This is a genomic window from Paenarthrobacter sp. NPDC090520, assembly GCF_044769205.1.
Classification (GTDB): Bacteria; Actinomycetota; Actinomycetes; order Actinomycetales; family Micrococcaceae; genus Arthrobacter.
The window spans coordinates 1-19,679 of record NZ_JBIVXM010000004.1; the positions used below are offsets into that span (position 1 = coordinate 1).

Genomic DNA, 19,679 nt, shown 5'->3' on the forward strand with positions numbered 1-19,679 from the left:
GTGATCGGCGCGAACAAGGTCCTGAACAACCTGACCTCCCTGACCTCGGCCAAGACCGACAACCTCAAGGTCACCACCGCGTTCCCCACCACCGCGGACAACACCTTCCAAGGCGCCACCTCCACCATCGCCTTCTCCTTCACCGGCACCCAACGCACCGAAACCATCAAGTAGGCGCTGCGCAAAGAGCTTCGCCGGGGCTGATCGGATTCTTTACCCCAGCCCGATCAGACCCGGCGAGAATACCCAAGAGACCGGCCGCCATCAGGACAAGGAGACTGCAGATGCTTACGTTCAACCGCCTTCTCCGGACCTTGATGGCCGTCGCCGTCGTCGTCATTGGACTTCTCGCAGCACCCACCGCAGCTCTGGCATCCTTCAAGGACAGCGAACAGGCCGCTCCACAGTTCTCAGCAGCAAACATCGCAGCCCCGGCCAGTGCAAACGTCACCATGAGCTGCACCTTCGGCATCCGGGCAACCGTGACAGTGAATTCCTTCAGCGCGGTGGCCAACGCCAATTACCACGAGGTCAAGATCTTCGACCGCTCCGGAAACCTTGAGTTTACCGGTGACCTCAGCAAGGCTGCCGGCAAGACGTACACCTCCGGCTATGAGGTCATCGGCACGTGGTCCTACGAGATCCGCGGCTATTACAAGGTTCCCGGCACCTCCAACGCCTGGACCGGCAAAGTCCTCAAAGGCAACCTCACCTGCGCCTGAGCGCCGAGTTACTCCCGCCGCGCCCGCGTCAGTTCAGCCCGGGCCAGCAGCTCATCATCGGACGGATAAGCTACTTCCTCCAGCACCAAGGGATGCGGGGCCGCCAACAAAGACTTCGGATCCCGGGCACGTGCCAACAAACGCTCATGCAGCCAGGCAGGCGGTTCCAGCCCCTCCCCTACCCGCAAGGTGGAGCCCACCAGGGAACGAACCATGTTGTGGCAGAAAGCGTCCGCCTGCACGGTTGCGACGATGATCCCGTCCGCTCCCCGGGAAAACGAGAACTGCTGGAGCTCACGTATGGTGGTGGCACCCTCACGGGGTTTGCAGTAGGAACGGAAGTCCTGCAACCCGAGCAACAACGAGGCGCCCTCATTCATCAACGAGACGTCCAAGGAAGCTTTGTGCCACAACGTAATCCCACGTAGCACGGGGTCCCAGTGCCCGGGGCCATCGGCAATCCGGTAACTGTAACGGCGCCACAACGCAGAGAACCGGGCATCGAAACCCAAGGGCGCCGGACCGGCGTCGTGCACTTCGATGGCACCGGTGAGGTCACCGAGAACGCGGCTCAACGCGCCGCGCAGCCGCCGCAACAGCGAAACAGAGGGGTCGACGTCGTGTCCCCGCGTCAGGCCGGACCATTCGTCTGACGTGAAGTCGACGTGAACCACCTGGCCACGGGCGTGGACACCCGCGTCGGTCCGTCCCGCAACCGTCACCCGGACCGGTCGGCGCACCAAAAGAGCAAGCGCTTCCTCAAGCGACCCCTGGACGGTCACGAGCCCTGGTTGCACGGCCCAGCCGCTGAAGGGACCGCCGTCGTACGAGAGATCCATCCGGATACGCAAAAACCCGCCGCCCTCCAAAACGGGGGCAGCGGGTTTTTGTTCGTTCATAGACTCAAGTCTACTGAAATTTACTTCTTGTCCTCGTCGGCCGGGGCCTCTTCGGATTCAGCAGCTTCGGTCTCAGCAGCTTCAGCGGCAGGAGCCTCAGCAGCTTCGGTTTCTGCAGCTTCGGTCTCAACAACCTCTTCCTCAGCAGCAGGAGCTTCGGCAGCCGGAGCAGCCTTGGCAGCAGCAGCGGTTGCTTCAGCAACTACGGCCTGCTTCGGGGAAACGGGCTCGAGGACCAGCTCGATGACAGCCATGGGAGCGTTGTCGCCCTTGCGGTTGCCGATCTTGGTGATACGGGTGTAGCCACCGTCACGGTTGGCAACAGCACCGGCGATGTCGGTGAACAGCTCGTGGACAATGCCCTTGTCGCTGATCAGGCCGAGAACACGACGGCGGGAAGCGAGGTCGCCACGCTTGGCGAAGGTGACCAGACGCTCTGCGTACGGCTTGAGGCGCTTGGCCTTGGTAACCGTGGTGGTGATGCGCTTGTGCTCGAAGAGCGATGCTGCCAGGTTCGCGAGCATCAGGCGCTCGTGAGCCGGGCCGCCTCCGAGGCGCGGACCCTTAGTGGGGGTAGGCATAGTTATTTCTCCTGTTGTGGTGGCCGGTCGGTTCCATCACTGGACCCGGCGGCCAAGATCTGCTTTTTAGAGCTCGTCGTCGCTGAACGCGGCGTCGTCCTCTTCGATGGCTGCGGCGCGGGCTGCGAGATCGAAACCGGGAGGGGAGTCCTTGAGGGACAGACCCAGTTCAACGAGCTTTGCCTTGACCTCGTCGATGGACTTTGCACCGAAGTTGCGGATGTCCATCAGGTCAGCCTCGGAGCGGGCAACGAGTTCACCCACGGTGTGGATGCCCTCACGCTTGAGGCAGTTGTAGGAACGGACCGTGAGGTCCAGATCCTCGATCGGCAGAGCCATGTCAGCTGCAAGTGCAGCGTCAGTCGGCGACGGGCCAATCTCGATACCTTCAGCTGCGGTGTTCAGCTCACGGGCCAGACCGAACAGTTCCACCAGGGTGGTGCCTGCAGAAGCAACAGCGTCACGCGGAGCGATAGCCTGCTTGGTCTCGACGTCGACAATGAGCTTGTCGAAGTCGGTGCGCTGCTCAACACGGGTAGCTTCCACGCGGAAAGTTACCTTCATGACCGGCGAGTAGATCGAGTCGACCGGGATACGGCCGATCTCGGAGTCGCCGGACTTGTTCTGAGCTGCCGAAACGTAGCCACGGCCGCGCTCGATGGTCAGTTCGAGTTCGAACTTGCCCTTCGAGTTAAGGGTGGCAATGTGCAGATCCGGGTTGTGGAATTCGACGCCGGCCGGCGGAGCGATGTCCGCGGCGGTGACGACTCCGGGGCCCTGCTTGCGCAGGTACGCAACAACCGGCTCGTCGTGCTCGGAGGAAACCGAAAGGTTCTTGATGTTCAGGATGATCTCAGTGACATCTTCCTTGACACCCGGAACCGTGGTGAACTCGTGCAGCACGCCATCGATCCGGATGCTGGTAACAGCGGCACCGGGGATGGAGGAGAGCAGGGTACGGCGGAGGGAGTTTCCGAGGGTGTAACCAAAGCCCGGCTCCAGCGGTTCAATGATGAAACGGGAGCGGTTCTCGGCTACAACTTCTTCAGACAGAGTGGGGCGCTGTGCAATGAGCACTTAGGTTTCCTTTCGGCGAGCATCCGCTATATGACGCAACACAGGTGGTGGAAATCGGCTTCGGTTTCCAGCCTGACCAGCCGGACCATGCTTGTGGATCCACAAGCAGGCCCGGCCGTCAGGCAGGTTGAACCTAATTAGACGCGGCGGCGCTTCGGCGGGCGGCAACCGTTGTGGGCGCTGGGGGTGACGTCCTGGATGGAGCCAACCTCAAGGCCAGCAGCCTGGAGCGAACGGATTGCGGTTTCGCGTCCCGAACCCGGTCCCTTGACGAAAACGTCAACCTTGCGCAGACCGTGCTCCTGGGCGCGCTTTGCAGCAGCCTCGGCAGCCATCTGGGCAGCGAACGGGGTGGACTTACGGGAGCCCTTGAAGCCAACCTCACCGGCGGAAGCCCAGGAGATCACAGCGCCAGTCGGGTCCGTGATGGACACGATGGTGTTGTTAAAGGTGCTCTTGATGTGCGCCTGTCCAAGCGCAATATTCTTCTTATCCTTGCGACGCGGCTTACGGACCGCTCCACGAGTCTTCGGGGGCATTGTTTCTCCTACAGAAAGTTATCGGGGGAAAACCAGGTCAATCCCGAGGGATTAACGTCCGGCCTTCTTCTTGCCGGCGACGGTGCGCTTCGGGCCCTTGCGGGTACGAGCGTTGGTCTTCGTACGCTGACCGCGTACGGGCAGGCCCTTGCGGTGGCGCAGGCCTTCGTAGCTGCCGATCTCAACCTTGCGGCGGATGTCAGCGGCTACCTCGCGGCGAAGGTCACCCTCAACCTTGTAGTTGCCTTCAATGTAGTCACGCAGCTGAACCAGTTCGGCGTCAGTCAGGTCCTTGACGCGAACGTCAGGGCTGATGCCGGTGGCAGCCAGGGTTTCGTGTGCACGGGTCTTACCCACGCCGTAGATGTAAGTAAGCGCAATTTCCAACCGCTTTTCGCGGGGAATGTCTACGCCAGCGAGACGAGCCATAGTGGCGGTACTCCTTGAATAAACCGGAGGTCGTAGGCAGTACACCCGCATTTTCCATGCGGCCCCAGCCTCCGACCGGGGGTTCGCTGTCCGGGCTCTGTGAAGCGTCCCAGCTCAGCTTGTGCTGCCTTTATTTACTTGCGTGGGTTAAGCAACCCAGGTTTGCCCTTGCGGGCGCTGGTTCCCTTGCGGGGAATCAGCCCTGGCGCTGCTTGTGGCGCGGGTTCTCGCAGATCACCATGACCCGGCCGTTACGGCGGATCACTTTGCACTTGTCGCAGATCTGCTTGACGCTCGGCTTGACCTTCATGGCGTTCCTTTGCGTGTTTAGCAGTTGATCAGCTGGAGCAACCAAGGCATTGCCTTAGCCGCCCAGCAATTTACTTGTAGCGGTAGACGATACGACCACGTGTGAGGTCGTACGGGCTCAGCTCCACCACTACCCGGTCCTCGGGGAGGATACGAATGTAGTGCTGACGCATCTTCCCAGAGATGTGCGCGAGAACGACGTGCTTGTTGGTGAGCTCAACACGAAACATCGCGTTGGGCAGCGCCTCAGTCACAACGCCCTCGATCTCAATGACCCCGTCCTTCTTGGCCATATCCTCCGCTAACTGTTGTTTGCCGCAGTCCTCCGGTTAGGCACCGGCGATCCAGCGGACGTTTTTTGTTTGCTTTGGTCCTCTTGGAACCACCACACCAAAAAGGGCGTGGCTGTACAGACAACCAACAGACAACTCTACGCCACTCGGGCGGGAAAGTTAAATCCGATCATGGTAGCGCACGCGGGCGTCCTCGTCACCCTCCAGTGGCGAGGTAGGCAGGGAAGGTGCCCGCCGCCGTCGTGATGCTTTCCGCGGCCGAAACGCCGTCCAGGATCGCCAACCGCACTGCCTCCGCCGCCGCGCTCTGGAGGGTTATCAGGGACACCTGCCGCGCCTGGTCGGTGCTGCGGTCAAGCCCGACGGCGCCAGTCGCCAGGGCGAACACGGTGTCACCGTCCGCGAGGGTATGGGACGGGTCGAGGGCCCTGGCCAGGCCAGCGTGACCCGAACTGGCGGTCCGCTTACACTCGGCGACATCCAGGACAGCATTAGTCGCGATCACTACCAGAGTGGTGTTGATTCCCTGCGGCGGGGCTGGAACCCGGCCGCGCGCGTCTAAGGGAGGAACGACCGAGCGCGCAGAGGGTTGCGGCCCCGCCGCACCGAACACAGGAGTCCCCAGCGCATTGACCACGGCAATGGCCCCCACGATGACAGGTCCATGGGCCGAGATGTTTTCCAAGGAGATCGACGCCGTGCCCACGCCCCCTTTGTACTGGCCTCTGGCTATGACGGCACCGGTTCCGGCACCGACGTTTCCGCGCACGACGGCGGCATGGTCGCCTGAGGCGAACGCTGCGGCGGCTGCCTGGTAACCCATGCCGGCGTCGGGCCGGGCGTGGACGTCGCCGCCGCGACCGAGGTCGAAAATAGCGGCGGCAGGAACGATCGGAACAACGGTCCCGGGAACCGCGAAGCCCCTCCCCTGTTCTTCGCACCACTGCTGCGCCCCATGCGCGGACACCAATCCGAAGGCGCTCCCACCCGTGAGGACAACGGCGTCCACAGTGGAAACCAAGGTGGTCGGGTCCAGGGCGTCGGTCTCATGCGTCCCTGGTCCCCCGCCCCGCACGTCCACCGACCCCACGGTTCCCGGAGGCGGAAGGACGACGGTCACGCCACTGAGCCACCCGCCGTCGTTCTTTTGGGTGTGGCCAATCCGGATTCCTGGAACATCGGTTATCTGACCCATGGCTCCATTCTCCACCTCAAGCGGTGCGGCCAACTGGTAGCCCGGCCTCGAATTCGAACTCCGGAGTAACGGTGAGTAAACGGGTCCGGAAGTGTCAGCCAACTATCGGTACGGTGCCCGTTTTTGGTCCAACGGAGCCTCGGCCCTGTGGTGAGCTAGGGCTGTCTCCCGCCGCCCCGATCCGGACCGGCACCCAAAGTTCGCCTCACAACGTAAGTGATCCATGACTACCCGACTCGTCAACACCCTCCCTGACCGTTCGGGCGTTCCGGTCGCGGTGCCGCCCCCGAACGGGTCCGCACCTGGCCGCTACGCCAAGCGGTGGTCCGGCCGCAGCCGCAAGGACTTCGTCGCTTTCCTCGCCATGGCCCTGCCCAACATCGCACTGATTGCCACGTTCACCTACTGGCCGCTGATCAACAACATCTACTACTCCACCTTGGACTGGACGCTGGGTTCGGCGTCGGCAACGGTGGTGGGGCTGCAGAACTACATCACGTTCTTCACCAGCGAGGACGCAGCCAAGGTCCTCGGAACCACGGGCATCTTCACGGTCGTGACGGTGGGCGGTTCCATGGTGCTCGGGCTGCTGGTGGCCCTGGCATTGAACTCGAAGGTCCGCGGCACCACGTTCGCCCGTTCGGCGGTGTTTGCACCGTACGTGCTCTCCGGCGTGGGTGTGGGCCTGGTGTGGCTGTTTATCTTCGACCCCGGCTACGGAGTCCTCGCGTGGATCCTCCGTGGCTTGGGACAGCAGAGCCCGCAGTGGATCAACGATCCCCAGTTGTCCTTGGTGATGGTCATCATCGTGTACGTCTGGAAGAACCTCGGCTACTGCGCCGTGGTGTATCTCGCGGGCCTTCAGTCCCTCCCCCGCGACGTCATGGAAGCTGCGGCGTTGGACGGAGCCAACAACATCCGCCGGTTCTTCAACATCTCGGTGCCCCTGCTCTCCCCCACCACGTTCTTCCTCCTGATCACCACCATGCTCAGCTCCCTGCAGGCGTTCGACCTCATCCGCATCATGACGCCGCTGGGGAACGGCACCAGCACGCTGATCTACGAGGCCTATCTGCAGGCCTTCGGCGCCTACAACCGGGCAGGCTATTCGGCCGCGATTTCGGTGGTCCTCTTCGCCATCCTGCTGGTCATCACCGTCCTCCAACTGCGCTTTGTTGAGCGAAAGGTCCACTACTCGTGAGCGCCCAGTCTCCCGCCGCCGTCGTACGTCCCACGGACCCGGACCAAGCAGCACCGCAGCGGCCGCTGTCCAGGTCCAACCTGCTCCAGACGCTGGCCGCCGGATACGTCCCGCTCCTCGTGGCAACGCTGGTGGTCTTCCTGCCCTTGCTGTGGATGCTGCTGAGCTCCTTCAAACAGCCCGGCGAGATTGTCACCACGGACCTGAAGATCCTCCCGGAGTCGTTGAACCTGGAGAACTATGCCACTGCGATGACCACCGTCCCGTTCGCGCAGTTCTTCGCCAACAGCCTGATCGTCACCTCCGTCGGTTCCACCATCAAGGTGGTCCTGGCGATCCTGACGGCGTATGCCTTGGTGTTCGTCCGGTTCCCGTACAAGAACGTCATCTTCGTGCTGATCCTGGTGGCCCTCATGGTTCCGGCGCAGGTCTCGATCCTGCCCAACTACATCCTGATCGCAGGCATGGGAGGAAAGAACACGTTATGGGGCATCATCCTCCCCGGCCTGGGTACGGCATTCGGAACCTTCCTGCTCCGGCAGCATTTCCTCACCCTCCCGCCGTCCATCCTGGAAGCGGCCGAGATCGACGGCGCCGGACATTGGCGACGTCTGTGGCAAATCATTGTGCCTGTTTCCCTGCCCTCGGTGGCGACCGTGGCCTTGGTAACCGTGGTCAGTGAATGGAACGACTACATCTGGCCGCTCATCATCACCGACCGGCCCGAGACCATGACGCTCCCGGTGGGCCTGACCTTGCTGCAGAACTCCGAGGGCAACGGCGCGGGCTGGGGAATCCTCATGGCGGGCGCAGTCCTGGTGATTGTCCCCATCCTTCTGGTCTTCGCCGCCCTGCAGCGCTACATCGTCGCCGGCCTGACGCAAGGCAGCGTCACCGGCTAACAACTCCACCCGCACTATTTCGCATCGAAGTCAGTCATTGAGAGGAAGCACTATGCGCACGAATCTTGACCGTCGGCATTTCCTTGGCCTCGCAGGCCTGGGCGCCGGAGCAGCGGCACTGGCCGCTTGCGGTGGACCGTCGACGGCGGGCCCCGGAACAACCGTCGAATCGGCGGCCGTCGACTTCAGCGGCGTCAAGCCAGCCGCGTCCATCGATTTCTGGACCAACCACCCGGGAAAGTCCCAGGACGTGGAAGAATCCATCATCGACAAATTCCACGCCGCGTTCCCGGAGATCAAGGTGAACCTGGTGACCGCGGGCGCCAACTACGAGGAGATTGCCCAGAAGTTCCAGACCTCGCAGGCTGCCAGGACCGGCCTGCCCGGCTTGGTTGTCCTCTCCGACGTGTGGTGGTTCCGCTACTTCTCCAACGGCAGCATCATCCCCCTGGATGGGCTCGTGAAGCAGCTGGACATCAAGCTCGAAGACTTTCAGAAATCGCTGGTTGACGATTACAAGTACGACAACCAGCAGTGGGCCCTTCCCTACGGCCGTTCCACCCCGCTGTTCTACTACAACAAGGACCACTTCAAGGCTGCTGGCCTTCCGGACCGTGCTCCGGCCACGTGGCAGGAATTCGCCGAGTGGGCACCCAAGCTCAAGGCATCCTCGGGTGCGCAACACGCCTACATGTACCCCGCCCTGGCCGGCTATGCGGGCTGGACCCTGCAGAACAACCTGTGGGGCTGGGGTGGCAACTGGTCCAAGGACTGGGACATCACGTGTGATTCGGACAAAGCAGTGGCTGCCCTCCAGTGGGCGCAGGATTCCATCTACAAGGACGCATGGGCCGGCGTTTCCTCCAAGGAAGCTGCCGACGACTTCGCTGCGGGCATCGCCTCCGCCACGATTTCCTCCACCGGTTCGCTGCTCGGCGTGCTCAAGGCCGCCAAGTTCAACGTCGGCGTGGGCTTCCTGCCGGGCGGCCCCGAGGTTGCCACGGGCGTGTGCCCCACCGGTGGTGCAGGCTTGGGCATCCCCAGCGGCATCAGCAAGGAAGAACAGCTCGCCGCAGCCACGTTCCTCAAGTTCATGACCGAACCCGAGAACACTGCCGCGTTCTCCGCCGCAACCGGCTACATGCCCACGCGGCTTTCGGCGGACATGTCGGCTGTCCTGGCAGCCACCCCGCAGATCAAGACCGCCATGGACCAGCTCGCGGTCACCCGTGTCCAGGACAACGCCCGTGTGTTCCTGCCCGGCGCGGACCAGGAAATGGCCAAGGCTTCCGCCAAGATCCTCACCCAGCAGGGCGACGTCAAGGCAACCTTGACCGAACTCAAGAAGACGCTTGAAGGCATCTACACCAAGGATGTGAAGCCCAAGCTGAAGGCATAGCCTCCCGGCTGCATAAAAAAGCGCGGGGCTGCATGGCAGCTCCGCGCTTTCTTTTGGGTTTGCTACGGAATCGGAACAGGCACGACGCCGAGCGGCGCCAATTGCTCTGCGCCACCGTCCGGCGCGGACAGGACCCAGATGCCCTTTTCGTGGACAGCGACGGAGTGCTCCCACTGGCAGGATCGCTTGCCGTCGGTGGTCACCACGGTCCAATCGTCGTCAAGGGTGGCGGTGTCGATGCCACCGCGCACCAACATGGGCTCGATGGCCAGGCACAGCCCGGGACGGACCTTGGGACCACGGTGGTTGGTGCGGTAGTTCAGGACATCCGGTGCCATGTGCATCTCGGAACCGATGCCGTGGCCTACGTAGTCCTCAAGGATGCCCAGCGGCTTGCCGGGAACGGAGGAAACGTAATCATCGATCGCGTTGCCGATGTCCCCCACGAACTTGCCCTTGGCGAGCGCGGCGATGCCCCGCCACATGGCTGCCTGCGTGACGTCCGAGAGGCGCTGGTCTTCCGGATCGGCCGTGCCGACAATCACGGTACGGGCGGAGTCCGAGTGCCACCCGTCCACGATGCAGCCGCCGTCGATCGAAATGATGTCGCCATCCTGCAGCACGCGGCCACCCGGGATCCCGTGCACCACTTCCTCGTTCACGGAGGTGCAGATAGTGGCGGGGAAGCCGTGGTAACCGAGGAAGTTGGACTTGGCTCCGGCGTCATTCAGGACCGCCGCGAAGACGTCGTCCAGGTCCTTGGTGGTCACACCCGCCTTCGCCGCCGCAACGGCAGCGTCCAGCGCACGGCTGAGCACCAGGCCCGCCTCGTGCATCTTGCGCATCTGCTCGTTGGACTTGTATTCAATGCGGGGCTGACCGAACGCCATGTTCTCCTCTGGAATGTTTATACGGGTGCCGATCGGGCCCCATGCTCCAACCATTTTCCAGCATCCGACAGCGAGGTCGAAATTGGCTCGACCCCCAGGCCTTCCCGGAGCCTGTCCAAGCAGTAAGTCCGTTCGCGTCCCAACTGGCTCACGGCGTACCGCGTCAGCCGCGGCGGCCTGTTGGTTGCCAAGGCGGCTGTCTCCGAAACACGCGCCATGGCCATAGCCCCGGCGAAGGGGATACAGCGGATCCGCACGTCTCCATGTCCGGTCACATCCAGTACCTGCCGCAGCACGTCACCGAGCTCCACCGGTTCCGCGTCAGCGACGTTGACGGCTCCCCGAAGCCCTGAGGTGCAGGCAGCGAGCGCGGCGCCGGTCAGGTTGCTGATGTGCGTGAGTTGGTGCCTCACCGCGGGGTGGCCAACACTGAGGAGTTGTCCCCCACGGACGTTACCGACGAGCCTCGGCAAGAGGGTACGGTCCCCTGGGCCATAGACACCGTGCGGCCGCAAGACCAGGGCATTGCCGTGCTGCCTGGCCTCGATGTCCGCGAGCGCCTTGCTGCGACCATAGGCGTTGAGGTGGCGTGTTGCAGGCTCCTCTTCGCGACGGTTGCGGCAAGGCTCCCACCATGGGTAGACGCTTGAGCTTGAGATGTGCACCAGGCGTGTTCCCGCAAACGCCTCAGCCACCGCCCGTGTCCCCAGGACGTTGGTGCGGTGGAACTGCCCGGCGTCGCCCCAGTCGGCGACGAAGGCACCGGCATGGACGACGGCGTCTACATCCGGTAAGCGCGCCGGCGCAAGGCCGGCGAGATCCCAGTAAGAAAGGCCATCACCTGTGCGCCGGGCAAAGCGGACCACTTCCCAGCCCCGGGCTTCCGCGGCCTGGGCTACGGCTGCCCCGATGAATCCGGTAGCTCCCGTGACGGCGATTTTCATGCGTGGTCCACGGCAAGCGCTGTGTCAGTGAACTGCCGCCGAAGGGCTGCGCGGTCAGGCTTCCTGTGGCGTCCGGCGACCGGGATGGTGTCCAGTAGTTCCACGCGGTCCGGAAGGGCTGATTCGTCGATCAGCCGGGGTAGGTCCTTCGCCAGCCGTGCCCGGAGGACCTCGGCGCTGTGGCCCGGCGCCGGCACCACGGCGAGCCACACGGACTCGTCGCCAATGGAATCGGCCACGCCGATCATCACGGCCTGTTGCACGCCTTCCACGCCGGCGATCACTGGTTCATACAAGGCCGGATAGATGTTGGTCTTTCCTCGGATGATCATGTCCTTCTTCCGGCCGATCATCACCAACCGGGCCCGCCCACCCGGCCCGTCCTTTCCGTGGTCCAGGCGAACCAGGTCCCCCGTGGCGTGTTCCGCCATGGGTTTCTCGCCAAGGTAGCCGTGGCACATGTTGGGACCGTGGGCGAACAGTTCGTGGTCCTCCCCCACCCGGATGCCGACGGCGGGCAGCGGTTCCCCAAGGAAGTCTCCTTCACCGCTTCCATCAGCCGCAGTGAACTCGGCAGTGGTTCCCGCGGCGAAGGCAAGTTTTTCCGAGCCGTCGGCGATCGCTATGGGCAACAGTTCCGTCATGCCGTAGATGAGCTTGAAATCGACGCCCGGCAGCAAGTGCATGGCACGTTGAAGGAAAGGCGCCAGGACAGGAGCCGCACCCAGCATCACTGTCTTCAACGTAGCCGGAAGCCGGACAGAGCCGTCCTCCACGGCGTCCAGGATGGGCGCCAATTGCGAGGGAACAAGGAAGAGATGGGTTGCCGCGCCATAGCCGTCTCGTTTCCCAACAACCGGCCCCAGCTCGCGTGCCAACCGGAGGGGGTCGATGTGGGCGGAGAAGCCATAGGCCGGCATGGTCCAATGGGCACCGGCGATCAGGGCGGGCAGGCCCATCATGAGCTGCTCCGAATGGATCCGGTCGCCTTCCCCGAAGGTGCAGCGGCGGGTGAGTTGGCTGAAGCCCGCGGCAAGCGAACCCCGTGTGTGGACCACACCTTTGGGGGCTCCTGTGGTCCCCGAGGTGAAGATGATCACCGCTTCCTGTCCGGAATCGCCGGAGGGGAGTTCCGAGTCCGAGCCCGCTGGTATTCCGGGAGCCGTTACGGCCTGAGGCAACGGACGCCGCAACTTCCCCACCGCCGTGGCTCCGCCCGGAACTCCGGGTAGCCACGGTCCCGCGTAATAGTGCCGGACGTTCATGGCCCCGTAATCGGGAAGGAGCAGGCCCCGCCGACGGGCCAGTGGCCGCAGGGGACTTCTGGTGCTGAGCGCATACAGCAGCGATTCCGCGGCCGCCCAGCGGGGAGCGGCGAGTTCGGCCCGGTCGTGGAAGAGGGAAGGACCGATGCCTGGATCGATGAACACTACCGAGCCGCCGGCCCTGACGGCGCCCAAGGCGAGGATGAAGGCGGCGGGGCTTGGCCTGACGGAAAAGAGCATCCGCTCTCCGGAGCCAAAGCCCTGGTCCTGGAGCCGGGTGGAGGTCGCCTCGATTCCGGCCACAAGGTCGCGGTAGGTGATGGTCTTTCCAGGTCTTCCTTGGCTGCGCTTTCCGGGAGCCCGGCCGGGGGCCGTGATTGCAGGATGGTCCGGGACCTTCGCGGCGGCTGCATACACAGCCTCCACCAAATCCGTGTGCCCGTCAGCTTTCATTGGCCAACTCCAGTTTCTGGTAACCCGGGATCAGCACGCCCGTGCTGACCTTCCTGGACGGGATGGTCCAGGGCTTCTTGAGGTACCTGTCCAGCAGCACGTCGAGGGCAGCGTTGATCTCCGCCATGGCAAGCGGCATGCCGATACAAAAGTGGGTACCGGCCCCGAACCACAACTGCCGGGCCTGCGGCGGCGTGGGCTGGTCGGGATCAAATCCTCCCAGGCTCTTCGCGGCATGCACGGTGGACAAGAGGATACGATCGCCGGTGCGGACTGCCTTTGCCCCGATGGCTCCGTCAACAACGACGTTCCGGAGCATCATGGGTGACGGCACGGTGTACCGCAAAGCCTCGTTGACCGCCGCAGGTAGGCCGGAACGATCGGCCGCGAGCGCAGAAACCCGTCCGGAATCGCTCAGCAAGGCCACCAACCGCGGCACGAAGGAAACCAGCGTCTCCGTCCCCACCATGACGAAGGCACTGATGATGCCCAAGGCTTCTTCCTCGGTCATGCCCAAGCTGCGAAGCCGGCCGGGGAACGTTCTGGGGTCATTCCCGTGGAAGGCCGCCCTCGCCGGACCGGCCAGAAGCTCGACGGCGGCACGCCCCTTGGCCGCCTGCCGTGGCGTCAGGCTGGGGCGACCCAAGCGGACCAGCGAGGAAATCGAGGAACCGAGATTGAACAGTTCCCTGTCCGGCAAACGCCCAGGCGCGTCATCGGGGACGCCCAACAGCCGGGATATGACTCCCCCGGCCAACTCCTTAACGCAGTCCACCAGGTCCACCCTGGCCCCGTTGTCCAGTCCCTGCTCCACGCGGGAGAGGAAACTTTCCTTGGCCGGTTCCACCATGGCCGCGACGGAGCCCGGGGTGAAGAGGTCGGCCAGCTTCCGCCGCAGTTCACGGTGGTCCTTTCCGTCCATGTTGACCAGCGCCCGCGGCCCCACCACTGGGGTCCACAAGCCACCCGAGGCCGAGGCTCCGTTCTTCACGAATCGCTCCCCGTCCATCAGCACACCACGGACCAGGGACGCTTCGCTGACCAAAACGCCCAGCCCTGGGAGACGAAGCACGGGACCCAACGCACCCAGCGAACGGACCAGCGGATAGAGCACCGGATGGGCGCCCAGCTGGACCCTGCGTTCCCAGCGCTCTGCAGCGATGACGGAACCCGTCATCGGATGTCTACGTGCTCGGGACGGTAGCGGTGGTCCGCATACCAGGCCAGGGTGTTTTTCAGCCCCCAAGCCTTCACCCGCCGGGAAGAGCCGTACACCACCACATCCCGGCGCAGCGCGTAGTTGCGGGTCAGTTTCCGTACTTGGTTGGACAGTGCCCGGTCCTCGTGCAGATCCTCGATGCGGGTCCTCGGAAAGCCTCCGGAACGGTGGTACATGTCGGAGGTGATGGCCATGTTGCAACCCGGCAGCATCTGGTAGGGACCCAGGTAGCCCTCCCCCTTGTTGCCGGGACGGATCCTGCCGAAGAACGACGCCACTTCAACAGCCAGCAGCATCATCCTCCGCTCTGCGGCCGTGATGCCCTCGTCATGCCGCGGTACAAGCTGCCCGGCGATGAGTTCAAGCCCCGCCTCGAATCCGGCCACGATGCGGGCCGTCCAGTCGCTCGCGGCGAGGCAGTCGGCGTCGGTCCGTGCCAGCCACGTGGCGCCGTGGTCAACGCCGAAGCGCATCCCGGTATCGGCGGCCGCGCCAGTGCCCTTCTCTGCCTCGTGCAGGAGGCGGATATCCATGCCGGGGTTCTCTGCGGCGAACGCCTCCACAATGCCGCAACTGCCGTCAGTGGAACCGTTATCCACCACCACAACCGTGAAGTTGGCCTCGACCTGGGCAGCGAGGGACTCCAAGGTCTGCCGGACCAGCTTCGCTTCGTTGAGCATGGGCACGGCGACGGACAAACGCCGGGTGGGAGCCAGGCTGCCCAGGGATCCGGACTGCGCTGGGTTCACAGCCGCACCACGGCCATTCCCAGGCTCACCCCGCCGGCCAAACCAACCAGTGCCACCACGTCACCCGGGCCGCAACGCCCTCCATCAATCGCTATTTTGAGCTGCAGCGGCAAGCTCACAGACGCGAGGTTGCCGAACTCCTCTACGGTGGGCACCAATTTGCCCTGCGGTACTCCCGCGCGCTCAGCAAAGATTTCCCGGTAGGGGGCGCTGACCTGGTGCACGCAGACAACAGCGAAGTCCTCCCATTTCATGCCCAGGCTCTCCAAGGTCTGGTCCAGCGCTTCACAGCCAAGGTCCAGGAACGCGTCCTTGAGCTTCTCCCCATCCATGGTGAAGTAGGTGGCTTCGGGGTCACGGGGGAAGGCCGATCCGCCCCCGGCCAACGTCCCCACGGACCAGTGGCTGCTCTTGGCTGTGAACGCCATGGCGAGGATTCCCTCCGACCCTGCCTTCGCCGAACCCGTGCCCGCGCCCGGCGGGAGTGCAGCCTCGAGCAGCACGGCAGCACCGCCGTCGCTCATGGTGTACCCGGGGAAGCTGCCTGCGAACGTCTCGAAGTCCGGCACCGACCACCGTACAGCCCGTGACGGCGACTCACCCGTGACCACCAGAACCTGCGCATAACGCCCGGCAGCGATCAGCGAGTCTGCCACCTCTACACCGTTCAGGAAGCTGTTGCAGGCGTTCTTGACGTCCATCACGGGGCATTGCAGCCCCAGTTTGGCGGCGACCATGTGGCCGGTAGCCGGCTCCACCATGTCCTGGCTGGCCGAGGCGAAGATCAGCAGGTCAACGTCCGGGGCCTGCAGCCCGCACCCTGCCAGAACCTTTGCCGCGGCGTTGGCGGCAAGATCGGAGGCCTGCTCGGACTCAGCCATGACGCTCCGGGTCCGGATACCGGTCACGCGGCCAATCAGGCCTTTCGGCAGGCGGAAGCCCGGGCTCGCCTCAGCGATGCGGCGTTCGACGGCGGCCGTGTCCAGGCGAGCGGGTGGCAGGTAGACCTCCAGGCCCGCGATCCGGCTGTTCCCGGAAAAGACTCCATGCATGCGGTTCCCCCAAGATTGCCGCGGAAAAGGAAAAGGGTGTGTCCCGCACCAATCGTACGGGACACACCCTTTGCGTCCGGAGCCGTTTCACGGGCTATGTGGACAAACCTGCTTAGACGGCCTTCGCCGACTCGATAGCGGTGAGGACACGGTCGGTGACCTCGTCAATGCCGCCGATGCCGTCCACCTGCGTCAGGATGCCACGCTCGGCATACTTCGCAACAACGGCCTCGGTCTGCTCGTGGTACAGGTCAAGGCGGTGGCGGATGACGGCTTCATTGTCGTCAGAACGGCCGGTTTCCTTGGCGCGACCGAGAAGGCGCTGCACCAGTTCCTCGTCGTCGGCGGTCAGCTGGAGCACGACGTCGAGCTCCTGCTCGCCCTCGGCGAGGATGTGGTCCAGGTAGTCCACCTGGGCCGTGGTGCGCGGGTAGCCGTCAAGGAGGAACCCGTTCTCGACGTCGGATTCGCCCAGGCGGTCGCGGACCATCTTGTTGGTGACGCTGTCCGGAACGAAGTCCCCGGCGTCCATGTACTTCTTGGCCTCGATGCCCAAAGGTGTTTCGCCCTTGACGTTGGCCCGGAAGATGTCGCCGGTGGAGATGGCGACTACGCCAAGGCGCTCGGAAATCCGCTCAGCCTGCGTACCCTTGCCTGAACCCGGAGGTCCGATAATCAGCATTCTCGTCATCGCAAAAGCCCTTCGTAGTGACGTTGTTGTAGCTGCGCATCAATCTGCTTGACGGTTTCCAGGCCCACACCCACCATGATCAGGATTGACGTGCCACCGAACGGGAAGTTCTGGTTGGCGTTGATCAGGACGAGTGCAACCAGCGGAATCAGCGCCACGAAGCCCAGGTAAAGGGCTCCAGGCAGGGTGATCCTGGAAAGCACGTACTGCAGGTAGTCCGCGGTCGGTTTACCCGCCCGGATGCCCGGAATGAACCCGCCGTACTTCTTCATGTTGTCCGACACTTCTTCAGGGTTGAAGGTGATGGCCACGTAGAAGTAGGTGAAGAACACGATCATGGCGAAGTAGAGCGCCATGTAGATGGGGTGGTCGCCACGGGTGAGGTTGTTGTTGATCCACTCAACCCAGGGCGCCATCTGCTCCCCTGCCTTGGGCTGGTTGAACTGGGCAATCAGGCCGGGCAGGTAAAGCATGGAGGAAGCGAAGATGACGGGCACGACGCCGGCCATGTTCACCTTGATGGGAATGTAGGTGCTGGTTCCGCCAACCGTGCGGCGGCCAATCATGCGCTTCGCGTACTGCACCGGAACGCGCCGCTGCGACTGCTCCACGAAGACAACCAACGCCACAGTGACCAAGCCGATGGCCAGCACGATGAAGAACGTACCCGGACCCTTCGACTCCCAGATGGAGCCCAGGGAGCGCGGGAAGCCGGCTGCGATGGACGTGAAGATGAGCAGGGACATACCGTTGCCCACGCCCTTCTCCGTAACCAGTTCGCCCATCCACATGATGAGGCCGGTGCCGGCCGTCAGGGTGATGATGATGAGGATCGTGGTAACGATGCTGTCATCGGGAATGATCGGCAGGTTGCAGCCCGGCAACAATTGGCCCGAGCGGGCCAGCGACACCAAGGTGGTCGCGTTCAAGAGGCCCAGCGCGATGGTCAGGTACCGGGTGTACTGGGTGAGCTTCGACTGGCCGGACGAGCCTTCCTCATACAGTTGCTGGAACCGGGGAATGACCACCCGGAGCAGCTGCACAATGATGCTCGCCGTGATGTACGGCATGATGCCGAGCGCGAAGATGGATACCTGCAGCAAAGCACCGCCGCTGAACAGGTTCACCAGCTGGTAGATGCCCTGCGAGGTGTCACCGTTATTCAAGCATTGCTGGACATTCTGGTAGTTCACACCAGGCGAGGGGATGAAAGCTCCCAAGCGGAAGATTGTGATGATTCCCAGCGTGAACAACAACTTGCGTCGCAAATCGGGCGTCCGAAACGCCCGTCCGAATGCGCTGAGCAAGCGTCCTCCTGAGTTTAAGTACAAGGATGTGGATGGGCTCAATGAAACCCAACAACCGAGTCTAGCCGCTTGTGACGCCGTCGTAATAATCGAGAGTCCACAACCACGAAAAAAATCCCGGCCTGCAGGGCCGAAGCCCCGCAAACCGGGATCCTTTCACAACGGGCTTTTGCCCCGCCGACTCTTAGAGAGCGGTGGTGCTTCCGCCTGCTGCAGCAATCTTTTCAGCCGCGCTGGAAGAGAATGCGTGGGCGGTGACGTCAACCTTGACGGTGATGTCGCCGGTGCCCAGCACCTTGACGGGCTGGTTCTTGCGAACGGCACCCTTCTCAACCAGGGACTCAACGGTGACAGCGCCACCTTCCGGGAACAGCTCGTTGAGCTTCTCCAGGTTCACAACCTGGAACTCAACCCGGAACGGGTTCTTGAAGCCGCGCAGCTTCGGCAGGCGCATGTGCAGCGGCAGCTGGCCGCCGGCGAAGCCAGCCTTTACCTGGTAGCGGGCCTTCGTACCCTTGGTACCGCGACCAGCGGTCTTACCCTTGGAGCCTTCACCACGACCAACACGGGTCTTGGCGGTCTTGGCACCCGGGGCGGGACGCAGGTGGTGGACCTTCAGAGCGTTCTGCTTCTCAGCAGCCTCTGCGGCGGTCTTGTTCTCTGCCATTACTTCGCCTCCTCAACATTCACGAGGTGCGGAACCGTGTTGAGCATGCCAACGGTCACGGCGTCGGCGTCACGGACAACGGTGTGTCCGATGCGCTTCAGGCCGAGGGACCGAAGGGTGTCGCGCTGGTTCTGCTTGGCGCCAATGACGCCCTTGATCTGGGTGATTTCCAACTTAGCGTCGGAAGGAGTCAGGTTCTTAGCCATGACTAGACACCTGCCTTCTGGTTCTGGAGCGCACGCACCAGGGCAACCGGAGCAACCTCGTCCAGCGGCAGGCCACGGCGGGCTGCCACGGAAGCGGGCTCTTCGAGCTGCTTCAGGGCGTCAACGGTCGCGTGAACGATGTTGATCGCGTTGGAGGAACCGAGCGACTTGGAGAGGATGTCGTGGATACCCACGCACTCCAGTACTGCACGGACCGGACCACCGGCGATAACACCGGTACCAGCGGAAGCCGGACGCAGCAGGACAACGCCTGCAGCAGCTTCACCCTGCACGCGGTGCGGGATGGTGCTGCCAACGCGCGGTACGCGGAAGAAGGACTTCTTGGCCTCTTCAACGCCCTTGGCGATCGCTGCGGGAACTTCCTTGGCCTTGCCGTAGCCAACGCCAACCAGACCGTTGCCGTCACCGACGACGACGAGAGCGGTGAAGCTGAAGCGACGACCACCCTTGACGACCTTGGCAACGCGGTTGATGGTTACAACGCGCTCTACGAACTGGCTCTTCTCGGCCTCACGGCCGCCGTCGCGGCCCCCACGGCCACCACGGTCGCCGCGGCCCTGGCCACGCTCGCCGCGCTCGCCACGACGTCCGCCGCGGCGGTCGTCGGTAGCGGCAGCGGTCTCAGTTGCTTCAGCAGCTGCAGCTTCAGTCACCTGAATGTCCTTTTCG

23 protein-coding genes are annotated in these 19,679 nt (G+C 63.5%); 4 read left to right on the forward strand and 19 right to left on the reverse strand.

The window, feature by feature from the left end:
- The first annotated feature begins 284 nt into the window (after positions 1–284).
- On the forward strand, positions 285–722 hold the full coding sequence (locus ACIQTZ_RS06375) for a hypothetical protein (protein WP_402978657.1): 438 nt from the start codon (positions 285–287) through the stop codon (positions 720–722).
- An 8-nt stretch (positions 723–730) separates the two neighbouring features.
- On the opposite strand, the gene ACIQTZ_RS06380 is transcribed toward ACIQTZ_RS06375, so the two are convergent.
- The 8 genes from ACIQTZ_RS06380 to ACIQTZ_RS06415 all read right to left on the reverse strand — a co-directional run bounded on the left by ACIQTZ_RS06380 (position 731) and on the right by ACIQTZ_RS06415 (position 6,044).
- On the reverse strand, positions 731–1,621 hold the full coding sequence (locus ACIQTZ_RS06380) for a tRNA pseudouridine synthase A (protein ID WP_402978660.1): 891 nt from the start codon (positions 1,619–1,621) through the stop codon (positions 731–733).
- 20 nt (positions 1,622–1,641) lie between these two features.
- A complete protein-coding gene (gene rplQ, locus ACIQTZ_RS06385) occupies positions 1,642–2,202 on the reverse strand; it encodes a 50S ribosomal protein L17 (RefSeq protein ID WP_400329154.1) in 561 nt (186 codons plus the stop codon).
- Positions 2,203–2,268: 66 nt separating this feature from the next.
- Entirely contained in the window at positions 2,269–3,279 is a 1,011-nt protein-coding gene (locus tag ACIQTZ_RS06390; protein WP_347108054.1) for a DNA-directed RNA polymerase subunit alpha, read from the reverse strand.
- Positions 3,280–3,416: 137 nt separating this feature from the next.
- On the reverse strand, positions 3,417–3,818 hold the full coding sequence (gene rpsK, locus ACIQTZ_RS06395) for a 30S ribosomal protein S11 (RefSeq protein ID WP_021472435.1): 402 nt from the start codon (positions 3,816–3,818) through the stop codon (positions 3,417–3,419).
- Positions 3,819–3,869: 51 nt separating this feature from the next.
- Positions 3,870–4,247 (reverse strand): 30S ribosomal protein S13, encoded by a 378-nt coding sequence (rpsM, locus tag ACIQTZ_RS06400; protein WP_021472434.1) that lies wholly within the window; start codon positions 4,245–4,247, stop codon positions 3,870–3,872.
- 196 nt (positions 4,248–4,443) lie between these two features.
- On the reverse strand, positions 4,444–4,557 hold the full coding sequence (rpmJ, locus tag ACIQTZ_RS06405) for a 50S ribosomal protein L36 (protein ID WP_011775570.1): 114 nt from the start codon (positions 4,555–4,557) through the stop codon (positions 4,444–4,446).
- 70 nt (positions 4,558–4,627) lie between these two features.
- Positions 4,628–4,849, reverse strand: coding sequence for a translation initiation factor IF-1 (gene infA, locus ACIQTZ_RS06410; RefSeq protein WP_011775571.1), 222 nt, complete (start codon positions 4,847–4,849; stop codon positions 4,628–4,630).
- A gap of 196 nt (positions 4,850–5,045) precedes the next feature.
- The gene (locus ACIQTZ_RS06415; RefSeq protein WP_402978664.1) at positions 5,046–6,044 is read right to left on the reverse strand and encodes a P1 family peptidase; all 999 of its coding nucleotides are present in this window, start codon (positions 6,042–6,044) and stop codon (positions 5,046–5,048) included.
- Between the two features lie 223 nt (positions 6,045–6,267).
- On the opposite strand from ACIQTZ_RS06415, the gene ACIQTZ_RS06420 reads away from it, so the two are divergent.
- Genes ACIQTZ_RS06420 through ACIQTZ_RS06430 form a run of 3 tightly spaced genes read left to right on the forward strand, consistent with a single transcriptional unit; the run spans position 6,268 to position 9,546 of the window.
- A complete protein-coding gene (locus ACIQTZ_RS06420) occupies positions 6,268–7,245 on the forward strand; it encodes a carbohydrate ABC transporter permease (protein WP_402978667.1) in 978 nt (325 codons plus the stop codon).
- The gene (locus tag ACIQTZ_RS06425; RefSeq protein WP_402978670.1) at positions 7,242–8,147 is read left to right on the forward strand and encodes a carbohydrate ABC transporter permease; all 906 of its coding nucleotides are present in this window, start codon (positions 7,242–7,244) and stop codon (positions 8,145–8,147) included. The genes ACIQTZ_RS06420 and ACIQTZ_RS06425 overlap by 4 nt, the downstream gene beginning before the upstream one ends.
- A 52-nt stretch (positions 8,148–8,199) precedes the next feature.
- Positions 8,200–9,546, forward strand: coding sequence for an ABC transporter substrate-binding protein (locus ACIQTZ_RS06430; protein WP_402978673.1), 1,347 nt, complete (start codon positions 8,200–8,202; stop codon positions 9,544–9,546).
- A 62-nt stretch (positions 9,547–9,608) separates the two neighbouring features.
- On the opposite strand, the gene map is transcribed toward ACIQTZ_RS06430, so the two are convergent.
- From map to rpsE, 11 genes are all read right to left on the reverse strand, one after another.
- A complete protein-coding gene (map, locus tag ACIQTZ_RS06435) occupies positions 9,609–10,436 on the reverse strand; it encodes a type I methionyl aminopeptidase (protein WP_402978676.1) in 828 nt (275 codons plus the stop codon).
- 17 nt (positions 10,437–10,453) lie between these two features.
- Positions 10,454–11,380, reverse strand: coding sequence for an NAD-dependent epimerase/dehydratase family protein (locus ACIQTZ_RS06440; protein WP_402978679.1), 927 nt, complete (start codon positions 11,378–11,380; stop codon positions 10,454–10,456).
- On the reverse strand, positions 11,377–13,098 hold the full coding sequence (locus ACIQTZ_RS06445) for a class I adenylate-forming enzyme family protein (protein ID WP_402978682.1): 1,722 nt from the start codon (positions 13,096–13,098) through the stop codon (positions 11,377–11,379). The genes ACIQTZ_RS06440 and ACIQTZ_RS06445 overlap by 4 nt, the downstream gene beginning before the upstream one ends.
- A complete protein-coding gene (locus ACIQTZ_RS06450; protein WP_402978685.1) occupies positions 13,088–14,275 on the reverse strand; it encodes a cytochrome P450 in 1,188 nt (395 codons plus the stop codon). The genes ACIQTZ_RS06445 and ACIQTZ_RS06450 overlap by 11 nt, the downstream gene beginning before the upstream one ends.
- Positions 14,272–15,066 carry a glycosyltransferase family 2 protein gene (locus tag ACIQTZ_RS06455; RefSeq protein WP_402978688.1) on the reverse strand — a complete coding sequence of 265 codons (795 nt, stop codon included), beginning with the start codon at positions 15,064–15,066 and terminating at the stop codon, positions 14,272–14,274. Before ACIQTZ_RS06455 ends, ACIQTZ_RS06450 begins: the two co-directional genes overlap by 4 nt.
- The gene (locus tag ACIQTZ_RS06460; protein WP_402978691.1) at positions 15,063–16,118 is read right to left on the reverse strand and encodes a 3-oxoacyl-ACP synthase III family protein; all 1,056 of its coding nucleotides are present in this window, start codon (positions 16,116–16,118) and stop codon (positions 15,063–15,065) included. Before ACIQTZ_RS06460 ends, ACIQTZ_RS06455 begins: the two co-directional genes overlap by 4 nt.
- Before the next feature lie 112 nt (positions 16,119–16,230).
- Complete coding sequence (locus ACIQTZ_RS06465) at positions 16,231–16,800, reverse strand: adenylate kinase (RefSeq protein WP_397325868.1); 570 nt, start codon at positions 16,798–16,800, stop codon at positions 16,231–16,233.
- Positions 16,801–16,805: 5 nt separating this feature from the next.
- Positions 16,806–18,116 carry a preprotein translocase subunit SecY gene (gene secY, locus ACIQTZ_RS06470; protein WP_402978694.1) on the reverse strand — a complete coding sequence of 437 codons (1,311 nt, stop codon included), beginning with the start codon at positions 18,114–18,116 and terminating at the stop codon, positions 16,806–16,808.
- A gap of 184 nt (positions 18,117–18,300) precedes the next feature.
- On the reverse strand, positions 18,301–18,783 hold the full coding sequence (rplO, locus tag ACIQTZ_RS06475; protein WP_347108065.1) for a 50S ribosomal protein L15: 483 nt from the start codon (positions 18,781–18,783) through the stop codon (positions 18,301–18,303).
- On the reverse strand, positions 18,783–18,989 hold the full coding sequence (gene rpmD / locus ACIQTZ_RS06480) for a 50S ribosomal protein L30 (protein ID WP_347108066.1): 207 nt from the start codon (positions 18,987–18,989) through the stop codon (positions 18,783–18,785). The genes rplO and rpmD overlap by 1 nt, the downstream gene beginning before the upstream one ends.
- Before the next feature lie 2 nt (positions 18,990–18,991).
- Positions 18,992–19,663 (reverse strand): 30S ribosomal protein S5, encoded by a 672-nt coding sequence (gene rpsE / locus ACIQTZ_RS06485; protein WP_397325846.1) that lies wholly within the window; start codon positions 19,661–19,663, stop codon positions 18,992–18,994.
- Positions 19,664–19,679: the final 16 nt, after the last annotated feature.

Excerpts from the sequence above, each read along its gene's own strand:
- ACIQTZ_RS06375 (WP_402978657.1), top strand. The coding sequence starts at position 285 with ATGCTTACGTTCAACCGCCTTCTCCGGACCTTGATGGCCGTCGCCGTC.
- ACIQTZ_RS06380 (WP_402978660.1), bottom strand. The coding sequence starts at position 1,621 with ATGAACGAACAAAAACCCGCTGCCCCCGTTTTGGAGGGCGGCGGGTTT.
- rplQ (WP_400329154.1), bottom strand. The coding sequence starts at position 2,202 with ATGCCTACCCCCACTAAGGGTCCGCGCCTCGGAGGCGGCCCGGCTCAC.
- rpsK (WP_021472435.1), bottom strand. The coding sequence starts at position 3,818 with ATGCCCCCGAAGACTCGTGGAGCGGTCCGTAAGCCGCGTCGCAAGGAT.
- rpsM (WP_021472434.1), bottom strand. The coding sequence starts at position 4,247 with ATGGCTCGTCTCGCTGGCGTAGACATTCCCCGCGAAAAGCGGTTGGAA.
- rpmJ (WP_011775570.1), bottom strand. The coding sequence starts at position 4,557 with ATGAAGGTCAAGCCGAGCGTCAAGCAGATCTGCGACAAGTGCAAAGTG.
- infA (WP_011775571.1), bottom strand. The coding sequence starts at position 4,849 with ATGGCCAAGAAGGACGGGGTCATTGAGATCGAGGGCGTTGTGACTGAG.
- ACIQTZ_RS06415 (WP_402978664.1), bottom strand. The coding sequence starts at position 6,044 with ATGGGTCAGATAACCGATGTTCCAGGAATCCGGATTGGCCACACCCAA.
- ACIQTZ_RS06420 (WP_402978667.1), top strand. The coding sequence starts at position 6,268 with ATGACTACCCGACTCGTCAACACCCTCCCTGACCGTTCGGGCGTTCCG.
- ACIQTZ_RS06430 (WP_402978673.1), top strand. The coding sequence starts at position 8,200 with ATGCGCACGAATCTTGACCGTCGGCATTTCCTTGGCCTCGCAGGCCTG.
- map (WP_402978676.1), bottom strand. The coding sequence starts at position 10,436 with ATGGCGTTCGGTCAGCCCCGCATTGAATACAAGTCCAACGAGCAGATG.
- ACIQTZ_RS06440 (WP_402978679.1), bottom strand. The coding sequence starts at position 11,380 with ATGAAAATCGCCGTCACGGGAGCTACCGGATTCATCGGGGCAGCCGTA.
- ACIQTZ_RS06445 (WP_402978682.1), bottom strand. The coding sequence starts at position 13,098 with ATGAAAGCTGACGGGCACACGGATTTGGTGGAGGCTGTGTATGCAGCC.
- ACIQTZ_RS06450 (WP_402978685.1), bottom strand. The coding sequence starts at position 14,275 with ATGACGGGTTCCGTCATCGCTGCAGAGCGCTGGGAACGCAGGGTCCAG.
- ACIQTZ_RS06460 (WP_402978691.1), bottom strand. The coding sequence starts at position 16,118 with ATGCATGGAGTCTTTTCCGGGAACAGCCGGATCGCGGGCCTGGAGGTC.
- ACIQTZ_RS06465 (WP_397325868.1), bottom strand. The coding sequence starts at position 16,800 with ATGCTGATTATCGGACCTCCGGGTTCAGGCAAGGGTACGCAGGCTGAG.
- rplO (WP_347108065.1), bottom strand. The coding sequence starts at position 18,783 with ATGGCAGAGAACAAGACCGCCGCAGAGGCTGCTGAGAAGCAGAACGCT.
- rpmD (WP_347108066.1), bottom strand. The coding sequence starts at position 18,989 with ATGGCTAAGAACCTGACTCCTTCCGACGCTAAGTTGGAAATCACCCAG.